The organism is Olleya sp. YS, from assembly GCF_029760915.1.
Classification (GTDB): Bacteria; Bacteroidota; Bacteroidia; order Flavobacteriales; family Flavobacteriaceae; genus Olleya.
Map to the genome: position 1 here is coordinate 831,343 of NZ_CP121685.1, position 24,967 is coordinate 856,309.

The following is a 24,967-nucleotide window of genomic DNA, read 5'->3' on the forward strand; positions in this document are numbered from 1 at the left end:
CTTTAAATTTATAACATGCAAAAAGCGCCATTTGAAATATTCAAATGGCGCTTTTTTAATTAACACTGGTTGATTATTATTCTGCGTAGCGTTGTGGACCACCACGTCTAATTTCTTCGCTTGCATAAGACTCAAACTTTTCAAAGTTTTCCCTGAAAGCATTTGCTAATTTAAATGCTGTTTTATAGTATGCTTCATCATTATTCCAAGTTGCTCTAGGACTTAATACTTGTGTTGGTACTCCTGGACAGGATCTAGGTTGTGCTACTCCAAATACAGAGTGTATGTGATAATCATTATAATTATACAGTCCTAAATCACCATTTAGTACAGCACTAATCATAGCTCTAGTGTACTTAAGTTTTATTCTGCTTCCAACACCATAAGATCCTCCTGTCCATCCTGTATTAATTAGCCATACATTAACATTAGCTTCTTTCATTTTTTTACTTAGCATCTCTGCATATTTAGTTGGATGTAAAGGCATAAAAGGCGCGCCAAAACATGCTGAAAAACTTGGTACTGGTTCTGTAATACCAGCTTCTGTACCTGCAACTTTAGCAGTATAACCAGAAATAAAATGGTAAGCAGCTTGCGCTGGCGTTAACTTAGAAATTGGAGGTAGGACTCCAAATGCATCTGCAGTTAAGAAAAATATGTTTTTTGGATTTTTACCAATAGATGGCACTTGTATGTTGTCTATATGATGTATTGGATAGCTAACACGTGTATTTTGTGTTATCGAGATATCTTCAAAATCAACTTCACCAGCATCATTCATAATAACATTCTCAAGAATAGCTCCTTTTTTAATGGCACCATAAATCTCTGGTTCTTGTTCTTGTGACAAGTTGATGACTTTTGCATAACAACCACCTTCAAAGTTAAATACTGTATTTTCTGCAGTCCAACCATGCTCATCATCTCCAATTAAACTTCTATCTGGATCTGTAGATAACGTTGTTTTTCCGGTTCCTGATAATCCAAAGAAAATAGCTGTATCTTCATTTTTACCAACATTTGCACTACAGTGCATTGGCAACGTATTTTTAAATACTGGTAGGATAAAATTAAGAGCTGAAAAAATCCCTTTTTTAATTTCGCCTGTATAACCTGTTCCTCCTATTAATGCAATTTTTCTGGTAAAATCTAAAATAGCAAAATTATGTTGTCGTGTACCATCTACTTTAGGGTCTGCCATGAACTCTGGAGCATTCACAACTGTCCATTCTGGAGAAAAACCATTTAATTCTTCATCTGTTGGACGTAAAAACATGTTGTAAGCAAACATGTTACTCCATGGATATTCATTAATAACACGTATATTTAATTTATAATTGTCGTCTGCACAAGCAAAACAGTCCCTAACAAATACTTCTTTATTAGATAGATAACTTGTAACTTTATCATATAGTTTTTGAAACTTATCTGCTTCAAAAGGTATATTAATATTTCCCCACCATATTTTATCTTTAGTAATATCGTCTTTGACAATAAAACGATCCATTGGAGAACGTCCTGTAAACTCACCTGTATTAACAGCTAAAGCACCTGATGAAGCTTCTTTACCTAATCCCTTTTGGATGGTTAATTCGTGCAATTCGTCTGGAGATAATTGGTATTTAACTTGGGCATTTTTGATTCCGTATTGCTCTAACGCAATCGTTTTCGTAAATTGGGTATGGTCTACCATAATTTGTTTGTGTTGTTTAAAATGCAAAGTTAAAATTTATAAAAGATAAACACTAAACAAAACTTAATTATTCTGTTTCAGATTTATAAAATTTAACAATAATATTACCCAACTTGCTATTAATAATGCACCTCCAATTGGAGTTATAAATCCAATTATTTTAAAATTAAAAGACGTTAATGTGTTAGTTGCTAACAGATAAATAGATCCTGAAAAAAATAAGACTCCAAACAAAACTAAAAAATAAATAATCCGTTTAGTTTTTATTTCAAGATATTTATGATTTGCAACAAATAAAAGTAATAACGCATGATACATTTGATAACGAACACCTGTTTCAAAAGTTTGAATAGCTTCAACTGATATTAATTTTTTTAATCCATGTGCACCAAATGCACCTAAAACAACACTTAACAAACCTAATACACATCCTAAAATCAATACCTTTTTGTTCATATAAATATCATCTTTTGGTTTTTATCCCAACTAAAAATTTCTACATTCGTAAACCAAAAATACTCAACAAATCTCATTATGCGAAAGATTTTAGTCATAGGTTCTGGAAAATCAACCTCTTATCTTATAAAATATTTATTAGATAAATCGTCTTCTGAAAACTTACATGTAAGTGTAGGAGATTTAAATGTTGAAAATGCAAAAAAATTGGTTGGCAACCATCCAAATGCTTCAGCAATCGCATTAGATGTGTTTGATAAGATCTCTAGAGAAAATGCAGTTAAAAATGCAGATATCGTTGTGTCTATGTTACCTGCTAGATTTCATATAGAAGTGGCTAAAGATTGTATTACTTATAATAAAAATATGGTTACTGCATCTTATGTTAGTAAAGAGATGCAAGCACTTAATGACCAAGCCATATCTAAAGGATTGGTTTTTATGAATGAGATAGGTGTAGATCCAGGAATTGACCATATGAGTGCAATGCAAGTCATAGACCGTATTAGAGATAAAGGTGGTAAAATAATACTGTTTGAATCTTTTACAGGAGGTTTGGTAGCTCCTGAAAGTGATACTAATTTGTGGAATTATAAATTTACGTGGAATCCTAGAAACGTGGTCACTGCAGGACAAGGTGGTGCAGCAAAATTCCTTCAGGAAAACACTTACAAATATATTCCATACAACCGTTTGTTTAGACGTACAGAATTTTTAGAGGTTGACCATTTTGGTCGTTTTGAAGCCTATGCTAATCGTGATTCTTTGAAATACCAAAGTGTTTACGGACTAGAAAACATCAAAACTTTATATAGAGGAACTATGCGTCGTGTAGGGTTTTCTCGTGCTTGGCAAGTTTTTGTTGCTTTAGGGATGACTGATGATAGTTACACCATCGATGATAGCGAAAACATGAGTTACCGCGATTTTGTAAACGCTTTTTTACCTTACAGTCCAACAGATTCTGTAGAGCTAAAATTTAGACACGCCTTGAAGATAGATCAAGACGACATTATTTGGGACAAATTTGTAGAGCTTGATATTTTTAGTAAAACTAAAATGGTCGAGCTAAAAAAAGCAACTCCAGCACAAATACTTCAAAAAATACTTATGGACAGTTGGACCTTGGATCCAGAGGATAAAGATATGATTGTTATGTATCATAAATTTGGTTATGTGTTACATGGAAAAAAACATCAAATAGATGCTACAATGGTCACACTAGGAGAAGATCAAACCTATACAGCTATGGCTAAAACCGTAGGTTTACCAGTAGCTATGGCTACACTAGCTATTCTAAATAATCAAATAAGAACGCCTGGTGTACAGATACCTATAACTAAAGAAGTCTACACCCCAATTTTAAAAGAATTGGAAGATTATGGAATTGTTTTCAAAGAGAAAGAAGCACCCTATTTAGGCTACAATCCCTTAAATGTTTGAACTGAAACCTTAAAACTAATATCAGTCTAGAATAGTTTGTTTATTTTTATGTTTCAATATGAAACAATTTACCTTTGAAAACATCAAACAACACTATAATAATTGATGGTATAGATAAAAAAATCCTTCGTGCTTTAATGCAAGATGCACGCACACCTGTTCTAGAGATTGCGAGACAAGTAGGGATTTCTGGAGCAGCTATACATCAACGCTTGCGTAAATTAGAAAAGTCTAAACTGATTGCTGGTTCTAAATTTGTTATTAATCCAATAGTGTTAGGATATACCACTATGGCTTTTGTAGGTATTTATTTAGATAAAGCTGTTAGTAATCCTGATGCAGTCAGACAACTTAAAAAAATACCTGAAGTTTTAGAATGTCATTATACAACAGGAAACTGGAGTATTTTAATAAAAATTCTCTGTAAAGATAATGCACATTTAATGCATTTACTAAATAGCGAAATCCAATCTATTGAAGGAGTTTCACGTACTGAAACTTTTATATCTTTAGATCAGCAGATAGATAGACAAATCAAGATATAATTGAAAATAAAAAGCTCCTTTAGAAGGAGCTTTTTAAGTTTTTTTGATGTGCAATTATTTAATTCTTAATAATTCTAATACTCTTTTTAGTTTCATTTACTGTAACTTGGATAATGTAGGCTCCAGGTTTTAGATTAGACATGTCTACATCACTATTTAAAGTATTTGGTGAATTTTTATAAACTGTTTGTCCTAGCATATTAAATACAACTACACTAGAAATATAATTTTTTGATTTTAAATTTAATTTATCATTTACTGGGTTTGGATAATATGTAAATAGCGTGTCATTATTAAAATCTAGTACTGTAAGTGTAGCATCAAATACTGGTAAATCTGCAGGATATTCTGGTGCAATACCATCTGCTCCATTATCTCCAGCACCATCCTGTGTAGTCCAGTTAGAGGCTACATTAGTAAGTTGAGCAACAAAGTCATTAAAATCTGTAAATGCAGTTGGCCCACTATATACAGCGACATCTACATCGTCATCCACACCTTCAAAATTAATAATATAAGGACCTCCTAGTAATGAGGGTGGAGTGTTTGTGGCATCAGAAGGATTATCAGTCAAAAATACAGATATTGCTGTACCTAGTGTTTGAGCAGCTGGTCCTTGAAAAACAATAATTTCCTCATTTGAAGTACCTAAACTCCAAGTACCTATTCCTTCAAAGGTTGCTACACCTACGCTAGCAGAAAGTGGAGACCCACAAGAAGCTGTTTCTGAGTGTGTTACAATATTAATATTAAGCTCTGCTAAAATAATAGAACCTGTATTATTTAACCAAACTAGGTCGCCTTCAGTTGCTGATCCTCCCCATTGATTATAATCTTCCTCTGAAAATCTTATTTCAGTACCTGGTAATAAATCTACAAAACTAACAAATGAGAACGCCTCATTACAATTAGTGACGCCTCCAGGTGCACCATCACCATAATAACCGGTAATCATGACTTCTCCTGGTAAAAGTGTTGTTTGAGCTGAGCAAAATGCTGAGATCGTAAAAAATAAAAAGTAAAGTTTTTTCATAATAAAAAATTAGTTGTGAAAATCAGAGGTAGAGATAAGCTACCTCTACCTTTTGATTTGTCTTGTTGAACAATTATTTTAACTTCTTGAAGGGAAAATACCCTGTAGTGCAATAACATAGTTAATACCTACATAAGGTGTTCTTAAATTCATAGGTTGATTTCCTCCCTGATTTCCTGTATTACCAGAAACAGTGACTGTTCCTGTAGAACCTAAGGTTTCGTTTGCTGCTCCACTAACATAAGGTGTACCAGACGCTGCTGTTGCTAGAACATTTCCAGCTGGCTCCTCTGTTGTACCGTCATCTTCAGAACATGTCATTGTACTTACTCCTGTAAGTGAAGATCCATCATGAGCGTGTGTTGGCATCTCGTTAATTGTTATAGTATGTTGTTCTGCTCCACCTCTTTCTCCCCAAGTGATATTAGACAATCCAGGACCTTGACCTACACTTAAAGGTACTCTACCTCTTAAATCTGGTAAGCCAAAAGTGGTTCTACCGTCTCCACCATAGGTTGTTCCTATAAGAGAAAATAAAGCTGTGTTTTGACTAATTGGTAATAATTGTCCATGACAAAAAGCCCAACCGCGTGGAGCAAAGTTTCCTCCAAATAACATAATTTGTGCAATAAATGGTTCCATAATTTTTTTAGTTTTTATTGATTAATAGCGACTCCAAATGTATTTTCTTTATATCTTACATATAGCAGCACATATACTGTTATTATAAACCAAGTAAAAACCCCTGATTTGTGTTAGAATGTTTTTTATGTGGATAAGTATGACTAGCTTTAGGTACTATTAATCAATAAAAACAAAAAATTATGAGTTCACTAACACCACTTACAAGAACTATTGAAGAAGCAAAAACATGGACAGAAAATTGGCAAAAAAACAATCCAGACTTGCCAAAAGCTTTTTTAATTCCAGCAGATGACCTTATAGCCTGCTTTAACACTATGGATATTGATGTAACTGTAGATGCAAATGGTAAATTACATTTAAAAGTAGACCGATTTGAACCTGGAGTAAGATCTTACATTGGAATAGATGACAATGATGAAGCTCATCTTTTAATAGTAGGTACATCAACTTCTGACGGTAAAAATTATGAAGACCATCCAGAAAATGGAGTGTTTGATTTTACTAGACCGTGTCCAAGTAATTGTGACCCTAAAAGTATTATGTTTCATAAAGAAGTACATAAATTTTCAAAATAAATGAATGAGTTATTTAGATGACATTTTTCAATACATAGGGTTATTTCTAATACTTTTAAATGCAATATTATATACAAAGAGTTACATTACTAATAAAAGACATGTAACTCTTTTGTTTATTACTTTATATTTATGTTTTTCTGCTTTAATAATGATTACTGTAGAAATAATAGCAAACTACAGAGGTAATAATCTTTTTTTGTCACATATTTATTTTGTGTCGCAATTTGTATTCCTGTCATTTTTTTATAAAACTCTTTTTAATTACAGTCAAGGTAAAATAATTGTTTTAACTCTAATTATTGTTCTTTCAATTTTAACCTTTCAATATATTAGAAAGCCTTATTTAATTAATCAATTTAATTTATTTGAAATTTTTATTACATCATTTCCAATAATTATATATTCAATAGTACACATGTATAATTCATTAAATAAAAAAGGTAATTTTATGCTTATTAATTCTGGAGTATTAATTTACATAACAATTAGTACTCTTATATTTATTTTAGGAAATTATCTTTCTGAGTATAGAAGTGATGCCATAACTAAAATATGGATGATAAATAAGTTACTGTACATTGTGTATTTAATATTAATTTTAGCAGAATGGAAAAAAATGAATTTGCTACTCAAGAACAAATAATTGGAGCATTAGTGTATAGTATTATTTTTTTAGTACTTGTAACACTTGGGCTAATTTTATTTTTTTACTACTCTAGAAAAAAAATCATAGAAAAAGAGGTAGAAAAAGTTAACATAAAACTAGACCTTCAAAAAAAAATATTACAGACCACTATAAAGGTTCAAGAAAAAGAACGAAACAGAATTGCGCAAGATTTACATGATGCCATAAGCTCTAAATTAAATGTTATAAGTTTAACCACACATGTGTTATTAGATGATGAAACTATTAAGGGAAAGCAGAAAGAATCTTTAAACCACATATTGGATATCACAACAAGAACACTTGAAAGCTCAAGAAAAATAGCACACGAGCTAATGCCTCCTATTCTAGATAAGTTTGGTTTAAAAGTCGCATTAGAAGAACTTTTTGACGAGTTTACGTCCAATACGTCAATTAAAATAAAATATAATATAGATGAATTAGACGATGTAGAAAAAAGTAACGAGCTACATATTTTTAGGATTGCACAAGAACTTATAAATAATTCTCTAACACACGGAAAAGCAAATCTATTAGAAATGAAGTTAGTTAAAGAAAAAGAAGGTTTTAAACTGGTTTATAAAGATAACGGAAAAGGATTTGACGTTAATAAAACGAGTAAAAAATCTGGAATTGGATTACAAAATATTAAGAGTAGAGTTTCTATTTTAAATGGTCAACTGTCTATTGAAAGTTCAAAAAATAAAGGAAGTCGCTTCATTATAAATTGTTATAATTATGGATCATGAAATTACACTAGCCTTAGCAGATGATGAGTTATTGTTTAGACAAGGACTAATCTCTATACTTAGTCAAGAAAAATCTATTACTGTTTTTTTTGATGCAGAAGATGGAAATGATTTGATGCAAAAACTAAGAACCGCACAACAATTACCAGAAATTGTTATAACAGATTTGAAGATGCCTGGTCTTAATGGTGTGGAAACTACCAAACTTATAAGGAAAGAATTTCCTGATATTAAGATTATTGCACTAACTAGCTACTTCAGCAAACCATTTATTGTTAACATGATATCAATTGGAGCAGTCGCCTATTTGGCTAAAAATAGTACTCCAAAGTTAATGCTTACCACTATTAAAGAAGTTGCTGAAAAAGGATTTTATTATGATGATCAAGTTCTAAAATTTATACATGAAGGATTACTTAATCCAAATGATAAAATGGTAAAGTCAAATTTTGATACTACCTATTTTACAAAACGCGAAAAAGAAGTATTACATCTAATTTGTAAACAACTAACTACGTCTGAAATTGCCGAGAAACTATTTATAAGCCCAAGAACAGTCGAAGGACATCGTAACAATTTATTACTTAAAACTGAATCTAAAAATGTAGCTGGTTTAGTAATTTATGGTCTCAAGAATAAGCTTGTGTCATTAGATAGTGATACGTTTTAAAACTAAAAAGGCTCTAATTAATTAGAGCCTTTTTAATATTTTGTTTTAATTAAGTTAATCTCTAGACATAAATATTCTAAGAATATACCAAAACAATAACATTAAAGAGGCAAATAAGCCTAATGCTGCAGGTATGTAATCTTCTGTGGTATACTTTTCTTTAATTTGAGAGGTTTGATATAAAATAGAGCCTCCAGCTAACAAACACATTGCACCAGAAAACCAAAGTCCTAAATCAAAACCAAATATTACACCAGCTATAATTAACCCTAAGGCTATAAAAAAACCAATAGTTAATCCTGCTTTTAAAAACGAAAAATCTTTATTTGTCAGCATGACAACTGCTGTTAAACCTGTAAATAAAGCTAAGGTTACCAATGCTGCTTGTTGTAGGATTTCTGCTCCAGAGTCCATGTAATAAGCTGCAATAAAAATCATAGGCACAAAAATGATGGCTTGTGCTAAAATGTAAAGACCAAATGCAAGGTATTGTTTACTCTTATCTGCTGTTTTCATAGCAGTACTTTCTGCATAAGTGGTAATAAGCATAAATCCGCCTAAAAGTAATAGCCATTTATAACCCTCTGTCATAGATAACATAAATTCTACAATGGATTGACTTTGAAGTAATAGGTATTCAAAAATGATAAATACTAATACACCTCCAGCAACATGTCCGTAAGTTTTTTTATAAAACGCAGTTCTATCTGCTTCAGATGCTGCTCTAACTAAAGTGTTACCTTCAAAGTTTTCAAAGGAGTTTTCTAAATTGTTTTCCATAAATTATTGATTGTTTTGTTGGTTACTCAAATGTAAAAAAAGAAACCGAACTTTAATTAAGTTCGGTTTTAAATTATTTTTTAATCTCGACTTCCTAAAATTTGCACTGCCCAATAGAGCAAAGATGCTAAAGCACCAATTGCTGCTACTAGATAGGTCCTAGCTGCCCATTTAAGTGCATCTTCAGATCCTTTATATTCTTCTGGTGTCACCATATTTTTAGCTTTAAGCCAAGCTAAGGCTCTGTTACTAGCATCATATTCTACTGGTAAGGTAATAAAGCTAAATAAAGTTGCAGCTCCCATCATAATTAATCCAGCTATGGCAACGTAAAACCCTTTTCCTCCTAATGCATTTGATGCCATTAAAGCTATACCTCCAATAATAACCCATTGTGACATATTAGAAGTAACTTGTACAACTGGTACTAATTTAGATCGCATAGTTAACCATTGATAAGCAGTTGCGTGTTGAACTGCGTGTCCAACCTCATGTGCTGCTACTGCAGCAGCAGCTGCATTATCTTGGTTATAAACTACTTCGCTTAAATTAACAGTCTTGTCTACTGGATTGTAATGATCTGTTAATTGTCCTTTTACTGAAATGACTTTAACATCTCTAATACCATTGTCAGCTAGCATTTTTTCTGCTATTTCTGCTCCAGTCATACCATTGCGTAATTTGACTTTAGAGTAATGTGCAAATTTTCGTTTTAATTGCCCACTTACTAAACTACTTACTAGCGCTATTGCACCAATAAGTATATAATAACCCATATATCCTGTAAACATATCTTTTTTAAGTTTTAAAGTTTGAGATATAAATATAGCAAAAAGTAAGCCAATTTGGTGTTAAGAAAATTTGTCAGTCGGAATCAAAAATGGTAAAAAGCATCTTTTAGATGCTCTATTTTAAACTGCTTTCCCTCTTTTATTATAGCAATAATATCAAAACGCACCTCAACATCTAATCCATTAACGGTAACATACTCATCTACTGCTTTAACTAATCGCTGAATTTGTTTTGGCTTGACAAAATCTTGAGGGTTTCCAAAGTCTGCAGTAGATCGTGTTTTAACCTCAATTATGGCTAATATATCTTCTAATTGAGCTATTATATCAACTTCTGCTTTATCAAATCTATAGTTACGTGCTATGATACTGTAATCATTTTCTAATAGAAAATCTACTGCTAGTTGTTCTCCTTTTTTACCTAATTCGTTATGGTTAGCCATGTTGTTTATAATTAGCTTCAATATATGCAATTGCTTGTTCTTGCGTCAGTGCTGCAAATTTTTTATATCTGTCATGTACATCTACTATTTCATTCAACGCTTGTTGTACTAAAAATTTATTTTGCCAAGTATTTAAATGAGTAACAACCGTTTTTAAGCATCCATTTTTATATGCTATTTGTCCTAAAACGTGAATTAAAGTATCTGTCACACGTTTGGTGTCATCAAACTCTAATACTTTCAACAAAGGTAAAATATCTTGTGGATGTGTGCGTCCACGCAACTCTATACCATGACAAATCTCTCGTCTAATTTCTTTATCATGATGATATAAATACGATGTAGCCCAAGCTAAAACAGGTGTTGGGTTCTTGTCTCCCATTTTTTTAATAGAACCAATTACTGCATTTCTGACACGATGATGTTTGTCAAACAAGCCTATATCCATAAAGTTTTGGATTTTGTCAAAATGATATTTACCAATCTCACCAGCTGCATTTATTACTGTCTGACGTATAAACTCATCTTCAGACTTCAACAACTTTTCTAAAGTCAAAAGTATTGAAGCTTGTAATTTTGGTTTAGAGTAAAAAATCTTACCTATCGCTAAATATCCCGTTTTACGAACATAGGTATCTTCATCTGAAAAATATAAGCAAATATTGTCTGAAACGTTTACCAATAAATCTGCTTCAATTTGTTGATTTATTGTTACAACTAATTGGTTTCTTTCTTCTTTAGACAAATCATAAAAAGCCATGATTTACTCTTCAAACTTGATTGTAGATTGCTCGATTGTAACTGTTAAATCGACATTTCTACCCAAAATAAGTGCTCTGTTATCGTCTTCATGTCCTGCAGGCATATTAAAGGCAATCGGAAAATTATATTCTGACAAAGCATCTAAAACAAGTTGCTCAATAGATGTTCCCCAAAGCGTGGTGTTTTTTCTAAGTTTAGACATATCGCCAACAATAACACCTTTACAATGTTCAAAATAACCTGCACGTTTTAAGCTTTGAAGCATACGATCTATATGATATTTGTATTCGCCTATTTCTTCGATAAAAAGAATTTTTCCAGATGTATCGATACTTTCTTTAGAACCTAACATGGTGTGTAGCATGGTTAAATTGCCTCCTACCAAAACTCCAGAAGCTATTCCAGTTTTATTATACTTAGAGCCTTTTAAATTATAATTTAGGGGTTTCCCGAAAATAGCCTCTTTAAAGGTCGAAATACTGACTTCAATCTCGGACAAATCTTTAGGCAAACTCACACACATAATGGCATGTAAACTTTGTACACCTAAATTATGAATTTGATTGTGTAACGCTGTAATATCACTATAACCTATAATCCATTTTGGTTGCTCTAAAAATTTAGTGTAATCTAACTTATCTAAAATTCTAACGGTTCCGTAACCACCACGAGCAGACCAAATAGCCTTTATTGTTGGGTCGTCTAATGCATTCTGAAAGTCTTCACAACGCTCTTGATCTGTTCCAGCAAAATGATCGGCTTGATTAAAAACATGTTTTCCAATAACCACATGTAATTTCCAACTTTCTAAAAGTTTTTTAGCGCGATTAACTTCATCGTTTCTGTTTTTCAAAACTCCAGAAGGTGCAACAATAGCAACTGTATCTCCTGCTTTTAAATAAGGTGGTTGTATCAAATTAGTTTCGGTTTTAATCGTGTTATTTTGCGAAAAGCTTACACTACATGCCAATAATAATAGTTGTAGAAAAAAAGCCTTTATTTTAATGGTAATATTAATCATAAGGTAAAAATACACTATTTAAATAAATTTCATTTTAAACTTTTTAAACTATTAAAAGTCTAAAATATAGGTTTAATACGTATATAAATAACTTTAAATTAAGAAATTACATACAAATACTACATCTTATTTGTTAGTTTATTAGTAATTTAGAGTCTCCCTTAAACCAAAAATTGATTAATAACCAAACCATATAGCTTATGGAACAAATGACGTCTTGTAATACAAGTAGCCTATCTGTTTATACACCTAATACTTCTAACCCTTGGAACGCACAAAAAGTGAGTCATGTTTATAGACGCTTAGGGTATGGAGCAACAAAAACACAAATAGATGCTGCTTTAACTCAAACACCTTCTGCTTTTATTGACAATTTAGTGGATGCTGCGATAGCAGTAGCACCAACACCTGCTCCAAGTTGGGCTAATATGTCTTATAACGATTTTATGAATGCTGGTTTGGATCCGGACGAACAAATACAAAACGCACATTACGAATGGCGTTTAAATGCATTTGATAATCTATTAGATCATGGTTTAAAAGGAAGAATGACTCTATTTTGGAGTAACCATTTTGTCACAGAACTTGATGCCTACTATTGTTCTAGTTATTTGTATGAATATTATAATATCCTACAAACGCATGCACTAGGTAATTTTGAACAGTTTGTCAGAGATATTGGATTATCTAACGCAATGTTAGTATACCTAAATGGTTATCAGAATCAATCTTATAACAATGATGAAAATTCTATAAACGAAAACTATGCAAGAGAACTTTACGAGTTATTTACACTAGGATTAAATAATGGTTACACGCAACAAGATATTGTTGAAACCTCTAAAGCACTAACTGGATGGAATCATGCGACAGGCTTTTGTGAGAACATCACCTTTAATTCGGTAAGTTTTTACAGCGGAAATAAAACAATTTTTAATCAAACTGATAATTTTGATTATCAAGGTGTAATTACCAATTTGTTTGCACAACGCTCTACAGAAATTGCAAATTTTATTTGCGAAAAACTATATAAATATTTTGTAAGCCCAACAGTTAACAATACAGTTGTGTCTGCTATGGCAGCAACATTTGTTACAGATTTCAATATTGCTAACGTACTTAGAATATTGTTTAAAAGCGAACACTTTTTTGACGAAACAGTATTTGGTACCCAAATTAAAAGCCCTTATGATTTATCTCATAATTTTTTAAAAACTATTGGTATTACAATTACCACAGAATATAAAGAGGGTATTTTTTACCTTAATGGTATCGCTGGACAAGATATTTTTCAACCAGTAGATGTTGCTGGATGGCAAGGTGACCATGACTGGATAAATTCTAGTACACTAACTGGACGCTGGCAAACTATAGAATATTTAGTTTGGTTTATGTGGAATAACAATCAAGAGCTACTAAGAAATTTTGCTATCGAATCCTCTGGCAATAGTAACGATCCTTACGTAGTAGCAAAAAGTATGATAGACCGATTTGTTCCAAAAGAACTACATTCTATTACAGATTATGACATTGCAACAGATGTTTTTAAACACGATGTCCCACAAAATTATTATGATGATGGCTATTGGGATTTAACTTGGGGAAGTGTACCATATCAAGTGGTTTTACTTTTACTTCATTTAATTAAGATGCCAGAATTTCAACTTAAATAAAATATTATGTGCGAGACTCCTTCAAATAAAAAATTGACACAAGCTGAAATTCATGACCAAGAGCACAAAAAGTGGAACAGACGTTCTTTTTTGCAAGCTTTAGGTTTAGTAGGTGGTGGAACTATCATGTTAGGTGGAACACCTATAACAGCATCTAGACCTTCTAATTTAGCTTCCGCTTTAAGCGCAAGCGAAAGTGATAGAATATTAGTTTTAATTAGACTTAAAGGTGGTAATGATGGTTTAAATACCATTGTCCCAATAGACCAATATGACATTTATGCTAACCTCAGACCAACGTTAAAACATAACCTTAATAGCTTATATAACTTGTCCGCAGATGTTGGAATACCAACTTCTATGACCGATTTACAATCCCTTTGGGGAAATGGAGCCATGAAAGTAGCACATGGTGTAGGTTACCAATATAATAGTCTATCGCACTTTAGAGGGTCTGATATTTGGGCATCTACAGACGCTATAAATGAAGAACCTACAGGATGGTTTGGTCGTTATTTTGAACAATTATACCCTGATTATTTAGTCAATCCTCCTACTATTCCTGCAGCAGTACAAATTGGAAGTATTGGTAACTTAATTTTTGATGGAAACGATAGTAATTATGCATTTTCTGTTGCAAACCCTCAACAATTAGAAACTATAGCACAAAATGGAACCTTACACGACATGACTAATTTACCACCTTGTACTTATGGTGATCAATTACAGTTTATGCGCGGAACAACCAATACAACATTTAATTATGCAGGTATAATCCACAATGCTTACACCAACTCTACTAACGATGTTACGTATTTAAATAATCAATTTGGAAGACAGTTAGCAAATGTCGCTAGAATGATTAAAGGTGGCTTGGGTACAAAAGTGTATATGGTTACTCTAGGTGGTTTTGATACACATGCCAATCAAGCTGCAGATCATGATAATTTAATGATGACCTTGTCCAATAGCGTGAAACAATTTTTTGATGATTTAGCAGTAACTGGTCACGATCAAGATGTATTGGCTATGACAATAAGCGAGTTTGGAAGACGTCCAGACGAAAATGGATCATTAGGGACAGATCATGGAGCTGCATCACCACTATTGTTATTTGGTCCTGGTTTACAAGGTAATGGGTTTATTGGCAATCATCCTAGTTTGACCACTTTGGATAATGATGGTAACCTAATTTACAACGTAGATTTTAGACAAATTTATGCAACCGTGATGCAAGAATGGTTATGTATTGATCCTTCAGTAGTTAATCAAGCATTATTAGGTCAAAATTACAATACCATTGATCTAGGTTTTAATTGCGCAGCATTAAGTGTCGACGATTATAATTTAGCAGAAGGTTTTACTCATTATGTGCAAATGACAAATAATCAAACCATAATTAAGTTTAAAAACCCGAGTACACAACACACAGTGGTAAAATTATATGATATTTTAGGAAAAGAAGTGGCAACACTTAAAAACGATATGTTGTTTGCAGGAGAGCACGAAATAAATGTCAAAGAAGCTGCTCAAACTAGATTAAGTACTGGTCAATACATTTACCGTATTTCTATAGGGCAACAACATTATAGTAAGTCTATCATAATTAGGTAATTTGACCTACTTTAATTTGAAAAGCCTTTAGCCCTCACTAAAGGCTTTTTATTTGTCATTACTTCGTCTAAAATCCTTAATTTTACGCCTTCAAAACAAATCTGTTTACTTTAGACAACTAATGTCTCCTCGAGTGCAGTCGAGAGGTATATAGTTTTATAAGAGAGGTCTCGACTGCGCTCGACCTGACATTTTAAATAACAATGAGTACTACAAAAAGATACACTATTACTGCAGCATTACCTTATACAAATGGACCCATTCATATTGGTCATTTAGCAGGTGTTTATGTCCCTGCAGATATTTATGCAAGATTTAAAAGATTAAAAGGTAACGATGTAGCCTTTATCTGTGGAAGTGACGAACATGGTGTACCTATTACCATTAAAGCAAAAAAAGAGGGTGTTACACCTCAAGAAATAGTAGATCGCTATCATAAAAATATCAAAGAGTCTTTTGAAGACTTTGGGATTAGTTTTGACAACTATTCGCGTACCTCTGCGAAAATTCATCATGATACTGCTTCAGAATTTTTTAAAACCTTATATGATAAAAATGAATTTGTAGAAGAAGTCTCAGAACAATTATACGATGCAGAAGCTAATCAATTTTTAGCAGATCGTTTTGTAATTGGTACTTGTCCGAAATGTGGTAACGAGGAAAGTTATGGTGATCAATGCGAAAAATGTGGAACGTCACATAATGCTACAGATTTAATCAATCCTAAATCGGCTATTACAGGAAATGTTCCGAGTTTAAAAGAAACTAAACACTGGTTTTTACCATTGAACAAACACGAAGATTTCTTAAAAGAATGGATTTTAAAAGGTCATAAAAAAGACTGGAAATCTAACGTTTATGGTCAAGTTAAATCTTGGATTGATGATGGTTTACGTCCACGCGCTGTAACACGTGATTTAGATTGGGGAATTCCAGTTCCTGTTCCTGGAGGCGAAGGAAAAGTATTGTACGTTTGGTTTGATGCTCCAATTGGTTACATCTCTTCAACTAAAGAATGGGCAGCTAGAGAAGGTAAAGATTGGGAACCCTATTGGAAAGACAAAGACACCAAATTAGTACACTTTATTGGTAAAGATAATATTGTATTTCACTGTATCATTTTTCCAGCCATGCTTAAAGCAGAAGGCAGATATATTCTACCAGATAACGTTCCAGCAAACGAATTTTTAAACTTGGAAGGTAACAAATTATCGACCTCTAAAAATTGGGCAGTTTGGTTACCAGACTATTTGCAAGATTTTCCTAACCAACAAGATGTATTGCGTTATGCGTTAACAGCAAATGCTCCAGAAACTAAAGACAACGATTTTACCTGGAAAGATTTTCAAGCCAGAAATAACAACGAGTTGGTAGCTATTTTCGGAAACTTTATTAATCGTGTAGTCGTTTTAACCAATAAATATTATAACGGTATTGTACCAACACCTTCAGAGTTTTCTAAAATAGACGAAGAAACGTTAGCAGCAGTAAAAGCGTATCCAGCAGTTATTGAAAGCTCTTTAGAGCGTTACCGTTTTAGAGAAGCTAGTCAAGAGTTAATGAATTTAGCAAGACTTGGAAATAAGTATCTTGCAGATGAAGAACCTTGGAAACTAATAAAAACAGATGAAGCACGTACCAAAACCATCATGTACGTTGCGCTTCAAATTGCAAGTGCATTAGCCACTTTATCAGAGCCATTTTTACCGTTTACATCGACTAAATTAAAAAACATACTTAACGTCAGTTCGAGTGATTCGACGCAGGAGAATAGTATGGAGAACCAGTGGGAAGACATTTCAAATAAAAATGTATTACTTCCAGCTAATCACCAAATTAGTAAAGGCGAATTATTATTTAGTAAGATAGAAGACAAAACCATTCAAGAACAATTGGATAAATTAGAATCCAGTAAAAAAGCTAACGAAGTAGCTAATAAAGTTGTCGAGCCTCAAAAAGAAGAAATTACGTTTGACGATTTTACAAAACTAGATATTCGTGTTGGTACCATTCTAGAAGCTACAAAAATGCCAAAAGCTAAAAAATTGTTAGTTTTAAAAGTGGATACAGGTATTGATGTTAGAACTATCGTTTCTGGAATTGCAGAAAGCTTTACAGCAGAAGAAGTGGTTGGCAAAAAAGTAACCGTTTTGGTTAATTTAGCACCAAGAGCTTTACGTGGAGTAGAAAGTCAAGGTATGATTTTAATGACCGAAACTGCAGAAGGAAAATTAGTATTTGTAAATCCCGATGATGCAACTGTTAGCAATGGGTTGCATATAAGTTAAATTATCATGAAGTATTTTTTAGTTATTTATATCTTTTTTTTTATCACAGCTTTAAATGCTCAAGATAAATGGTTAATTAGTGATATTAAAACTGAAACAGAAAGTTTTTATCCTAAAGATATTATTCCAATAGTAAATCAAGACAATAACAATATTGCTTTACTTTTCACAAATAGAAAAGTAATTTTTGGAAAACTTTACAACAATAAAAAGGAATTAATAGGAACATTAAACAATATAAAAATTCCTAAAAAAGGTAGAATTATAATAGGAGCCATCTATAATAACCATAACTACACTATATTTTTTAGCAACAACAATAAAACACATTTTAGTAGTGTTACTGTAAATTTTGAAACTCGAGATTTTAGTATTACTGAAGATTTAGAAATAGAATTAAAAAAAGAAAAAATATTAGAATTTCTAATAAGAAAAAACAAACTTCAAATACTTTCGGTAAGTAAAAATAGTGACATTTTAAAAATTAGAACATTAACTAGTAAAGGAGTAAGTGACACCTTTGATTTTGACTTATCCAACCAAACAATCACTGATAATTTAGATAATGATTATCCATTATACCCTTTATTATATGGTAATCCAAATTATTCCACAGTTGAGATTATTAATAATGAAGTTCCTAACAGTTTAGAGCAATCCAATGCATTTACTAAATTATATTTAAATGAAAACAAGTTAATTATTACAAATAATATTTTTAATAAATTCACCTATATTATTACTTTAGATTTAGAGAATAAGTCCTATTCTTTTCAAAGCCTAAAAAATAAAGGTTTTGGTAAAAATCAATATGGATCAAATTCTAATTCTTTTATTTATAATGATAAATTATTTACTATTCATTCCACTTTGGATAGTTTGAACTTTAGTGCTTACAAATTAAAAAATTTAGAATTTTTAAAAAGCTTCAAAATTATTAAAGGTCAAAAAATTGACTTTAAAAATACACCTATAATTCAAGAAGGCGGAGAGCTTGATAGCTACAGAGAATTAGAGAAAACCTCGAAATTTTTAAGAAAAATCACTCAATCAAAAATAGGTATCACTGCTTATTCTAATAATGATGACTTAATCATAACACTAGGAGCTAGTAAAGAAATTTATGGTAATAGTTTTTCTATGGTAAATTTTGGCTTAATTGGTGGAATCGCTTATGGCTTACTAACTAATAATTTTTACAATTATAATCAAACTAAATCCACAAGAATCCAATGTTTATTTGATAAAGAATTAAATCATAAACAAGGAATCATACCTTTAAATAGTTTTGATAAGATCCAAGATTTTAAATTAATGAACAAAGATTTTATTAATCCAATTTTACAATCTTTATTTAAATATAAGTCAAGTTTTATATTAGGTAATTATGATAAAAAAACTGGCGAATATATCCTTTATAAATTTGATTAGAATTTAAAATGTCTGTTCTTTTAAAATACTTAACCTCAAAAACAAATCTACCTGAAAACTCCGTTAAAAATACGGTAGATTTACTAAATCAAGATTGCACAATTCCTTTTATTTCTAGATACAGAAAAGAAGCAACTGGTAATTTGGACGAAGTACAAATTGGAGCTATTGTAAAATATAAAGACCTATTCGAAGCTTTAGAAAAACGAAAAGTCGCCATTTTAAAAGTTTTAGAAGAGCAAGACGTTTTAACCACAGAATTAAAACAAAAAATAAACGCTTGTACAGATTTAATAACCCTTGAAGACCTTTACTTACCGTATAAAAAAAGCAGAAAAACCAAAGCAGAAACTGCTAGAAAAAATGGATTAGAACCATTAGCAAAAATCATCATGTCTCAAAATGCTAATGATGTGGAATCTATAGCGTTTAAATATGTAAAAGGTGACGTTAAAACGGTTGATGAGGCTTTAGAAGGTGCACGACACATTATTGCTGAGTGGATAAATGAACGTACCGACATACGTAATAATTTACGAAAGCAATTAGAGCGTTATGCTATGATTGCCACGACAGTGGTAAAAACAAAAAAGGACGATGAGAACGCACAAAAATTTAGAGATTATTTTGATTGGGAAGAGTCATTAAATCGCATTCCGTCACACAGATTACTAGCTATTTTAAGAGCCGAAAAAGAAGGTTTTATTCGTGTTAAAATAGAAATAGACAAAATAAAAGCTTTAGAAAACATTGATAGACGCATCATTAAAAGCGACAATGCTTGTGCAGACCAATTACAATTAGCCATTAGTGATGCCTACAAACGATTATTATTCCCATCGTTAAGTAACGAAGCTTTGCAAAAAGCAAAAGAAAAAGCAGATGAGTCTGCAATTACTGTATTTGCTAAAAACTTAAAACAACTATTATTGGGTTCGCCTTTGGGCGAAAAACGCGTACTAGCTATAGATCCTGGATTTAGAACAGGTTGTAAAGTGGTTTGCCTAGATACGCAAGGTACTTTATTGCATAACGAAACTATTTATCCTCATCCTCCTAAAAGCGACAGTGTTGGCGCAATAAAAAAACTATCAACGCTAACCGAAGCTTATAAAATTGAAGCAATTGCTATTGGAAATGGTACTGCATCGCGAGAAACTGAAGCTTTAGTTAAAAAAGTACATTTTAAAAACGATATGCAAGTGTTTGTGGTTAGCGAAGCTGGAGCAAGTATTTATTCGGCTTCAAAAATTGCACGAGATGAGTTCCCTAATTATGATGTAACTGTTAGGGGTAGTGTGTCTATTGGACGACGTTTGCAAGACCCATTAGCAGAATTGGTAAAGATTGACGCAAAGTCTATTGGTGTTGGACAATACCAACATGATGTAGACCAAAATAAACTGCAAAAACAATTAGATATAGTTGTAGAAAATTGTGTAAATAGTGTTGGTGTAAACATTAATACAGCAAGTATACCATTATTAAGTTATGTGTCTGGAATTGGCCCAAAATTAGCCGAAAACATTTATAATTACAGAAACGATAATGGTGGTTTTAAATCCAGAAACGACATTAAAAAAGTACCTCGTTTAGGCGAAAAAGCGTTTGAACAAGGTGCTGCTTTTTTAAGAATTAAACAGTCTAAAAACCCATTAGATGATTCTGCAGTACATCCAGAAAGTTATAACATAGTTCAAAAAATGGCTAAAGACTTAAAAGTGTCTGTAGATGAATTGATTGGTAACACTACATTACTTAAAAAAATAGAATTAAAAAAGTATTGTACAGATTCTGTTGGGTTGCTTACACTTGAAGACATTTTAAAAGAGTTAGAAAAACCAGGTTTAGATATTAGGGAAGAAGCTAAAGTTTTTACTTTTAATCAAAATATAAAAACTATAAACGACTTAGTATCTGGTCAATTACTTCCAGGAATAGTCAATAATATTACCAATTTTGGGTGTTTTGTAGATATTGGGATTAAAGAAAGCGGTTTGATACACGTCTCAAACTTATCAGACAGTTTTGTAAAAGATGTAAATGAACATGTTCATCTACATCAACAAGTAATTGTAAAAGTTTTAGAAATAGATGTTCCGCGAAAGCGAATCCAATTAAAATTGCATAAGTAGATGTTAAAAATTGCTTATCATCCTATTTATTGTCATCCTTTACCTGAAGGTCATCGTTTTCCGATGCTAAAATATGAGTTGCTTCCTGAGCAATTAATACATGAAGGTACATGCACATCAAATAACTTTTTTGAACCTATTAAGATGATTGATGAAGTACCTATACTAGCGGTTCATGATCCAGAATATTTCTATGATTTACTTAATTTGACGTTGGACCAACGTGCAGCAAGAAAGATTGGTTTTCCATTAAGTGAAGTTTTGATTGAGCGTGAAATTACTATTGCAGATGGTACGATAAAGGCTAGTAAATTTGCTTTAAAACATGGAATAGCAATGAATATTGCTGGTGGAACACATCATGCTTACACCAATCGTGGCGAAGCGTTTTGTATGTTAAATGATCAAGCAATTGGCGCACGACATCTTCAAAAAAAAGGTTTTGTCAAGCAAATTTTAATAGTCGATTTAGATGTGCATCAAGGTAATGGTACTGCACAAATATTTCAAAATGATACTTCTGTTTTTACATTTTCAATGCACGGTAAACATAATTATCCGTTTAAAAAAGAACAAAGCGATTTAGACATTGAACTAGATAATAATATTGGTGATGTCGAGTATATGACAATTTTGCAAAAGACCCTCCCAAACTTAATCAATCAAATACAACCTGATTTTATTTATTATTTATGTGGTGTAGATGTCATAGCAACAGACAAGTTAGGTAAATTAGGATTGAGCGTAGCTGGTTGCAAAGCACGAGACCAATATGTGTTAGAAACCTGCAAAAACAATAACATTCCTGTAATGTGTAGTATGGGTGGAGGCTATAGTCCTGATATTAAAACTATTGTAGAAGCGCATGCTAACACTTTTAGGTCAGCTCAGGACATCTTTTTTTAGCCTTTTAATTTTTCTAAAAAGTCTTGTCTACGGTTGCGTGAGACAGGTATTTTTTTATTTCCTGTTAGGATAACGTAACCCTCATTTAAGTATTTTTCGATATAACTAAGATTGATTACATGTGATTTATGTACTAAATAGAATTCGTTATTTTCTAGAAGTCTATTAAAATGACCTATGCTATTTGAGCTTAGTAATGGCTTACCTTCTTTTAAATGAATTTTAGTGTAACCTGCTTCACCTTCGCAGTGTAAAATATCTTCAATTTTTATAAACTCCAAACCTTCAATACTGGGAATAATAATTTTCTTTTTTTGAAAGGTTTGAATACCTAAATTTTCAATAAGTTGCTTGTTTTTAAATAAAGCTGATTTTTCTTCAATATTGTTTTTTGCATTGGTAACTGCTGTTATTAAGTCTGTATTATCTATTGGTTTCACCAGATAACCTATAGCACAATGTTTAATAGCTTCAATTGCGTAATTGTCGAAAGCAGTTGCGAATATAATCTCGAAATCTGGTTTTTCGAAATGTTTTAAAACATCAAACCCACTTAATTCTGGCATGGCTATATCTAAAAAAACTAAGTCAGGATTATGTGTTTTAATCAATTCAATACCGTCTTTTGGGTTTTGCGTTTCGGCTATGATTTCTATATCTGGACATAAACGTTCTAACTTGTTTTTTAAAATGGCAAGTGCTTTACGTTCATCATCAATTAATATGGTTTTAATTGTCATAATCTTCTGTATTAAAGTCATCTTTAAATACTAAAGTAACTATAGTTCCTGTTTGGCTTGTGGTTTCAGAGCGATCTGTAATTGTAAAATCGATATTCCATTGCTTACTGTCTTTTAATAACGCTAATCGTTCTTCGAGGACAAAACCAGAATGCTCTGTGTGTGTTTTAGCTTTAGAATTATTCATGGTTTTGGCTTTATTAATACCAATACCGTCATCTGTTACTGTAACTTTAAAACTGCTATTAGTTATAGTTGAAAACTCTATTATTACATGTCCTTTTCCTTTTTTATGAAAGATACCATGATTAATAGCGTTTTCTAAAATAGGTTGTAAAATCATTGGTGGTAAAAACAAATCTTCTAAATCTAAAGTTTTATCTATTTTAATTTTAAATTCAAAATCATCTTCAAAGCGCAATTTTTCGATATCTAAATAGTTTTTTAATAACGCAATTTCATTTTTTACAGAAATATTTTGCTTGCGCGAATATTCGAAAAATTGTCGCATAAGTTTTGAGAATTTAGCCAAATAATCTTCACTTTTTTCAACTTCATTTAACTGAATATAGTATTGTATTGCATTAAGCGAATTGTGAACAAAATGCGGATTCATTTGGGCACGTAATGCGTTTAATTCTAACTCATGTTGACGTTTTTGGTTGCTTAATTTAGTTTCTAATTGGTCCTGTATAAGTTTGTTTTTACGATTATTAAAGGTGGTAAATAAGAACACCGTCGACAGTACTATAAGCAATGCTATAACACATAATATTATGACTATATTATTGATATTTAATTCTGTTTCAAGCATAAAAAACTTTTGATATAAAATCCATATAGTAACAAATTAAGTGTCATTATTATTAATCTAAAAGGAACAGAGCCTTTATCAATTAAGTCCCAAGTTAAAGCAATTGGTAAAAAACCAATATAAAATATAAGCAATCCTGCAACTATCCAGAATTTTTGTGAGTTTATATAATTGATTGCACTTTTATGGTTTAAAAAAGAATTAAAAAACATAGTTGAGCAAATTATAATAATAATACTAGAAGGTATAAATGGCAACACCCATAAATTAGTCCAAAAGTCTAGTTTGATTGCCGAATACATTATAGTAGACAAAAATACGAGACCAAACACTTTAATAATCCATTTGTTGTCCAGAATTTGATGAAACCAAAACAAGTAAAATGAAATAGATAACACTGTATAAATATTATATAGGTATAAATTGTTACCTCCTATGACGTATCCAGCAATTTCATTTAATACAATATATATTAAAAAAAACAGAAAATATTTTTGAGTTGAGTTACTGTATTTTTTCCAACTCAAAATTGCAGCAACTAGTGCTGCAATTTGAACGGTCATTATTATTATACTTGTTAATTGTATCATTATTTAATTTCCTCCTTCATATTCAGTTGGAGGCATTCCTGCATTTCCATAATTATACGATTGTATATCATAATTATTTTTATTTTCAGAAGGTTCTGGGTCTCTTTCACCTTCTCGATAAGTTGGTGAGAAAAATACTGTATTTTTAAGCTGTCCATCAATTTCTTTTGCTCCAAAGTATACTCTAATTCCAGGGTTTTCTTTACCTTGATTTTCAGACTCCTCTTTAACATAGTTTAAATAATCTTGCATAACTTTTAAATCAAACCAAACATCTCTTACATCTTCTGGTATAACTCCATTATTTGCTGCAATTATTTCGGGTAAGTTTTGATATTTAGTTTTATAGGCCTCTTCATAAGTATTTGCTTCTGCGTTAGTAATTAAATCTGTTGGAGGATCAAAATTACAATCTGCTGATTTTTCACATTCTTTAAAAAGTAAAAAGGATAAAATTAGCACTATAATTAATAGTGTAGTTGATGTTACATTTTTCATTGTTT

The 24,967-nt window shown here is 31.6% G+C and carries 24 protein-coding genes; 11 read left to right on the forward strand and 13 right to left on the reverse strand.

Going from position 1 to position 24,967, the window contains the following annotated elements; translation table 11 throughout:
- Positions 1 to 76: 76 nt before the first annotated feature.
- Both pckA and Ollyesu_RS03865 read right to left on the reverse strand, forming a co-directional pair.
- Entirely contained in the window at positions 77 to 1,693 is a 1,617-nt protein-coding gene (pckA, locus tag Ollyesu_RS03860) for a phosphoenolpyruvate carboxykinase (ATP) (protein ID WP_279302480.1), read from the reverse strand.
- Positions 1,694 to 1,756: 63 nt separating this feature from the next.
- Positions 1,757 to 2,149, reverse strand: coding sequence for a DUF423 domain-containing protein (locus Ollyesu_RS03865; protein ID WP_279302481.1), 393 nt, complete (start codon positions 2,147 to 2,149; stop codon positions 1,757 to 1,759).
- 78 nt (positions 2,150 to 2,227) lie between these two features.
- Here Ollyesu_RS03865 and Ollyesu_RS03870 point away from each other — a divergent pair, with 78 nt between their 5' ends.
- Together Ollyesu_RS03870 and Ollyesu_RS03875 are read left to right on the forward strand one after the other, a co-directional pair.
- Entirely contained in the window at positions 2,228 to 3,592 is a 1,365-nt protein-coding gene (locus Ollyesu_RS03870) for a saccharopine dehydrogenase NADP-binding domain-containing protein (protein WP_279302482.1), read from the forward strand.
- A 74-nt stretch (positions 3,593 to 3,666) separates the two neighbouring features.
- Complete coding sequence (locus Ollyesu_RS03875; RefSeq protein WP_279302483.1) at positions 3,667 to 4,137, forward strand: Lrp/AsnC ligand binding domain-containing protein; 471 nt, start codon at positions 3,667 to 3,669, stop codon at positions 4,135 to 4,137.
- Positions 4,138 to 4,195: 58 nt separating this feature from the next.
- Here Ollyesu_RS03875 and Ollyesu_RS03880 read toward each other — a convergent pair whose 3' ends face one another.
- Both Ollyesu_RS03880 and Ollyesu_RS03885 read right to left on the reverse strand, forming a co-directional pair.
- On the reverse strand, positions 4,196 to 5,170 hold the full coding sequence (locus Ollyesu_RS03880) for a T9SS type A sorting domain-containing protein (RefSeq protein WP_279302484.1): 975 nt from the start codon (positions 5,168 to 5,170) through the stop codon (positions 4,196 to 4,198).
- A gap of 78 nt (positions 5,171 to 5,248) precedes the next feature.
- A complete protein-coding gene (locus tag Ollyesu_RS03885) occupies positions 5,249 to 5,812 on the reverse strand; it encodes a tail fiber protein (protein WP_279302485.1) in 564 nt (187 codons plus the stop codon).
- 182 nt (positions 5,813 to 5,994) lie between these two features.
- On the opposite strand from Ollyesu_RS03885, the gene Ollyesu_RS03890 reads away from it, so the two are divergent.
- From Ollyesu_RS03890 to Ollyesu_RS03900, 3 genes are all read left to right on the forward strand, one after another.
- Positions 5,995 to 6,390 (forward strand): hypothetical protein, encoded by a 396-nt coding sequence (locus Ollyesu_RS03890; RefSeq protein WP_279302486.1) that lies wholly within the window; start codon positions 5,995 to 5,997, stop codon positions 6,388 to 6,390.
- Between the two features lie 609 nt (positions 6,391 to 6,999).
- Entirely contained in the window at positions 7,000 to 7,806 is an 807-nt protein-coding gene (locus Ollyesu_RS03895; RefSeq protein ID WP_279302487.1) for a sensor histidine kinase, read from the forward strand.
- Positions 7,796 to 8,476, forward strand: coding sequence for a response regulator transcription factor (locus tag Ollyesu_RS03900; RefSeq protein WP_279302488.1), 681 nt, complete (start codon positions 7,796 to 7,798; stop codon positions 8,474 to 8,476). The genes Ollyesu_RS03895 and Ollyesu_RS03900 overlap by 11 nt, the downstream gene beginning before the upstream one ends.
- Before the next feature lie 54 nt (positions 8,477 to 8,530).
- On the opposite strand, the gene Ollyesu_RS03905 is transcribed toward Ollyesu_RS03900, so the two are convergent.
- The 5 genes from Ollyesu_RS03905 to Ollyesu_RS03925 all read right to left on the reverse strand — a co-directional run bounded on the left by Ollyesu_RS03905 (position 8,531) and on the right by Ollyesu_RS03925 (position 12,222).
- Entirely contained in the window at positions 8,531 to 9,256 is a 726-nt protein-coding gene (locus tag Ollyesu_RS03905) for a Bax inhibitor-1 family protein (RefSeq protein ID WP_279302489.1), read from the reverse strand.
- Between the two features lie 80 nt (positions 9,257 to 9,336).
- Positions 9,337 to 10,047: a zinc metallopeptidase gene (locus Ollyesu_RS03910; RefSeq protein ID WP_279302490.1), complete on the reverse strand. Its 711-nt coding sequence runs from the start codon at positions 10,045 to 10,047 to the stop codon at positions 9,337 to 9,339.
- An 83-nt stretch (positions 10,048 to 10,130) separates the two neighbouring features.
- Entirely contained in the window at positions 10,131 to 10,490 is a 360-nt protein-coding gene (locus tag Ollyesu_RS03915; protein WP_279302491.1) for a YraN family protein, read from the reverse strand.
- Positions 10,483 to 11,250, reverse strand: a complete 768-nt coding sequence (locus Ollyesu_RS03920; protein ID WP_279302492.1) for a HEAT repeat domain-containing protein — start codon at positions 11,248 to 11,250, stop codon at positions 10,483 to 10,485. The genes Ollyesu_RS03915 and Ollyesu_RS03920 overlap by 8 nt, the downstream gene beginning before the upstream one ends.
- A 3-nt stretch (positions 11,251 to 11,253) precedes the next feature.
- Complete coding sequence (locus Ollyesu_RS03925) at positions 11,254 to 12,222, reverse strand: LD-carboxypeptidase (RefSeq protein ID WP_279302493.1); 969 nt, start codon at positions 12,220 to 12,222, stop codon at positions 11,254 to 11,256.
- Positions 12,223 to 12,473: 251 nt separating this feature from the next.
- Between Ollyesu_RS03925 and Ollyesu_RS03930 the strand changes: the two genes are divergently transcribed.
- The 6 genes from Ollyesu_RS03930 (at position 12,474) to Ollyesu_RS03955 (ending at position 22,320) form a co-directional block, all read left to right on the forward strand.
- Positions 12,474 to 13,946: a DUF1800 domain-containing protein gene (locus Ollyesu_RS03930; RefSeq protein ID WP_279302494.1), complete on the forward strand. Its 1,473-nt coding sequence runs from the start codon at positions 12,474 to 12,476 to the stop codon at positions 13,944 to 13,946.
- A 6-nt stretch (positions 13,947 to 13,952) separates the two neighbouring features.
- The gene (locus Ollyesu_RS03935; protein ID WP_279302495.1) at positions 13,953 to 15,560 is read left to right on the forward strand and encodes a DUF1501 domain-containing protein; all 1,608 of its coding nucleotides are present in this window, start codon (positions 13,953 to 13,955) and stop codon (positions 15,558 to 15,560) included.
- A gap of 203 nt (positions 15,561 to 15,763) precedes the next feature.
- Positions 15,764 to 17,848, forward strand: coding sequence for a methionine--tRNA ligase (metG, locus tag Ollyesu_RS03940; RefSeq protein ID WP_279302496.1), 2,085 nt, complete (start codon positions 15,764 to 15,766; stop codon positions 17,846 to 17,848).
- 6 nt (positions 17,849 to 17,854) lie between these two features.
- Entirely contained in the window at positions 17,855 to 19,279 is a 1,425-nt protein-coding gene (locus tag Ollyesu_RS03945) for a hypothetical protein (protein ID WP_279302497.1), read from the forward strand.
- Between the two features lie 8 nt (positions 19,280 to 19,287).
- On the forward strand, positions 19,288 to 21,414 hold the full coding sequence (locus Ollyesu_RS03950) for a Tex family protein (RefSeq protein ID WP_279302498.1): 2,127 nt from the start codon (positions 19,288 to 19,290) through the stop codon (positions 21,412 to 21,414).
- Positions 21,415 to 22,320 carry a histone deacetylase gene (locus tag Ollyesu_RS03955; protein ID WP_279302499.1) on the forward strand — a complete coding sequence of 302 codons (906 nt, stop codon included), beginning with the start codon at positions 21,415 to 21,417 and terminating at the stop codon, positions 22,318 to 22,320.
- Here the strand turns inward: Ollyesu_RS03955 and Ollyesu_RS03960 are convergent.
- Genes Ollyesu_RS03960 through Ollyesu_RS03975 form a run of 4 tightly spaced genes read right to left on the reverse strand, consistent with a single transcriptional unit; the run spans position 22,317 to position 24,962 of the window.
- A complete protein-coding gene (locus tag Ollyesu_RS03960; protein WP_279302500.1) occupies positions 22,317 to 23,060 on the reverse strand; it encodes a LytTR family DNA-binding domain-containing protein in 744 nt (247 codons plus the stop codon). The genes Ollyesu_RS03955 and Ollyesu_RS03960 overlap by 4 nt on opposite strands.
- On the reverse strand, positions 23,050 to 23,874 hold the full coding sequence (locus Ollyesu_RS03965) for a histidine kinase (protein ID WP_279302501.1): 825 nt from the start codon (positions 23,872 to 23,874) through the stop codon (positions 23,050 to 23,052). The genes Ollyesu_RS03960 and Ollyesu_RS03965 overlap by 11 nt, the downstream gene beginning before the upstream one ends.
- Positions 23,856 to 24,464, reverse strand: coding sequence for a hypothetical protein (locus Ollyesu_RS03970; RefSeq protein WP_279302502.1), 609 nt, complete (start codon positions 24,462 to 24,464; stop codon positions 23,856 to 23,858). The genes Ollyesu_RS03965 and Ollyesu_RS03970 overlap by 19 nt, the downstream gene beginning before the upstream one ends.
- Before the next feature lie 3 nt (positions 24,465 to 24,467).
- Positions 24,468 to 24,962: a hypothetical protein gene (locus Ollyesu_RS03975; protein ID WP_279302503.1), complete on the reverse strand. Its 495-nt coding sequence runs from the start codon at positions 24,960 to 24,962 to the stop codon at positions 24,468 to 24,470.
- Positions 24,963 to 24,967 lie beyond the last annotated feature (5 nt).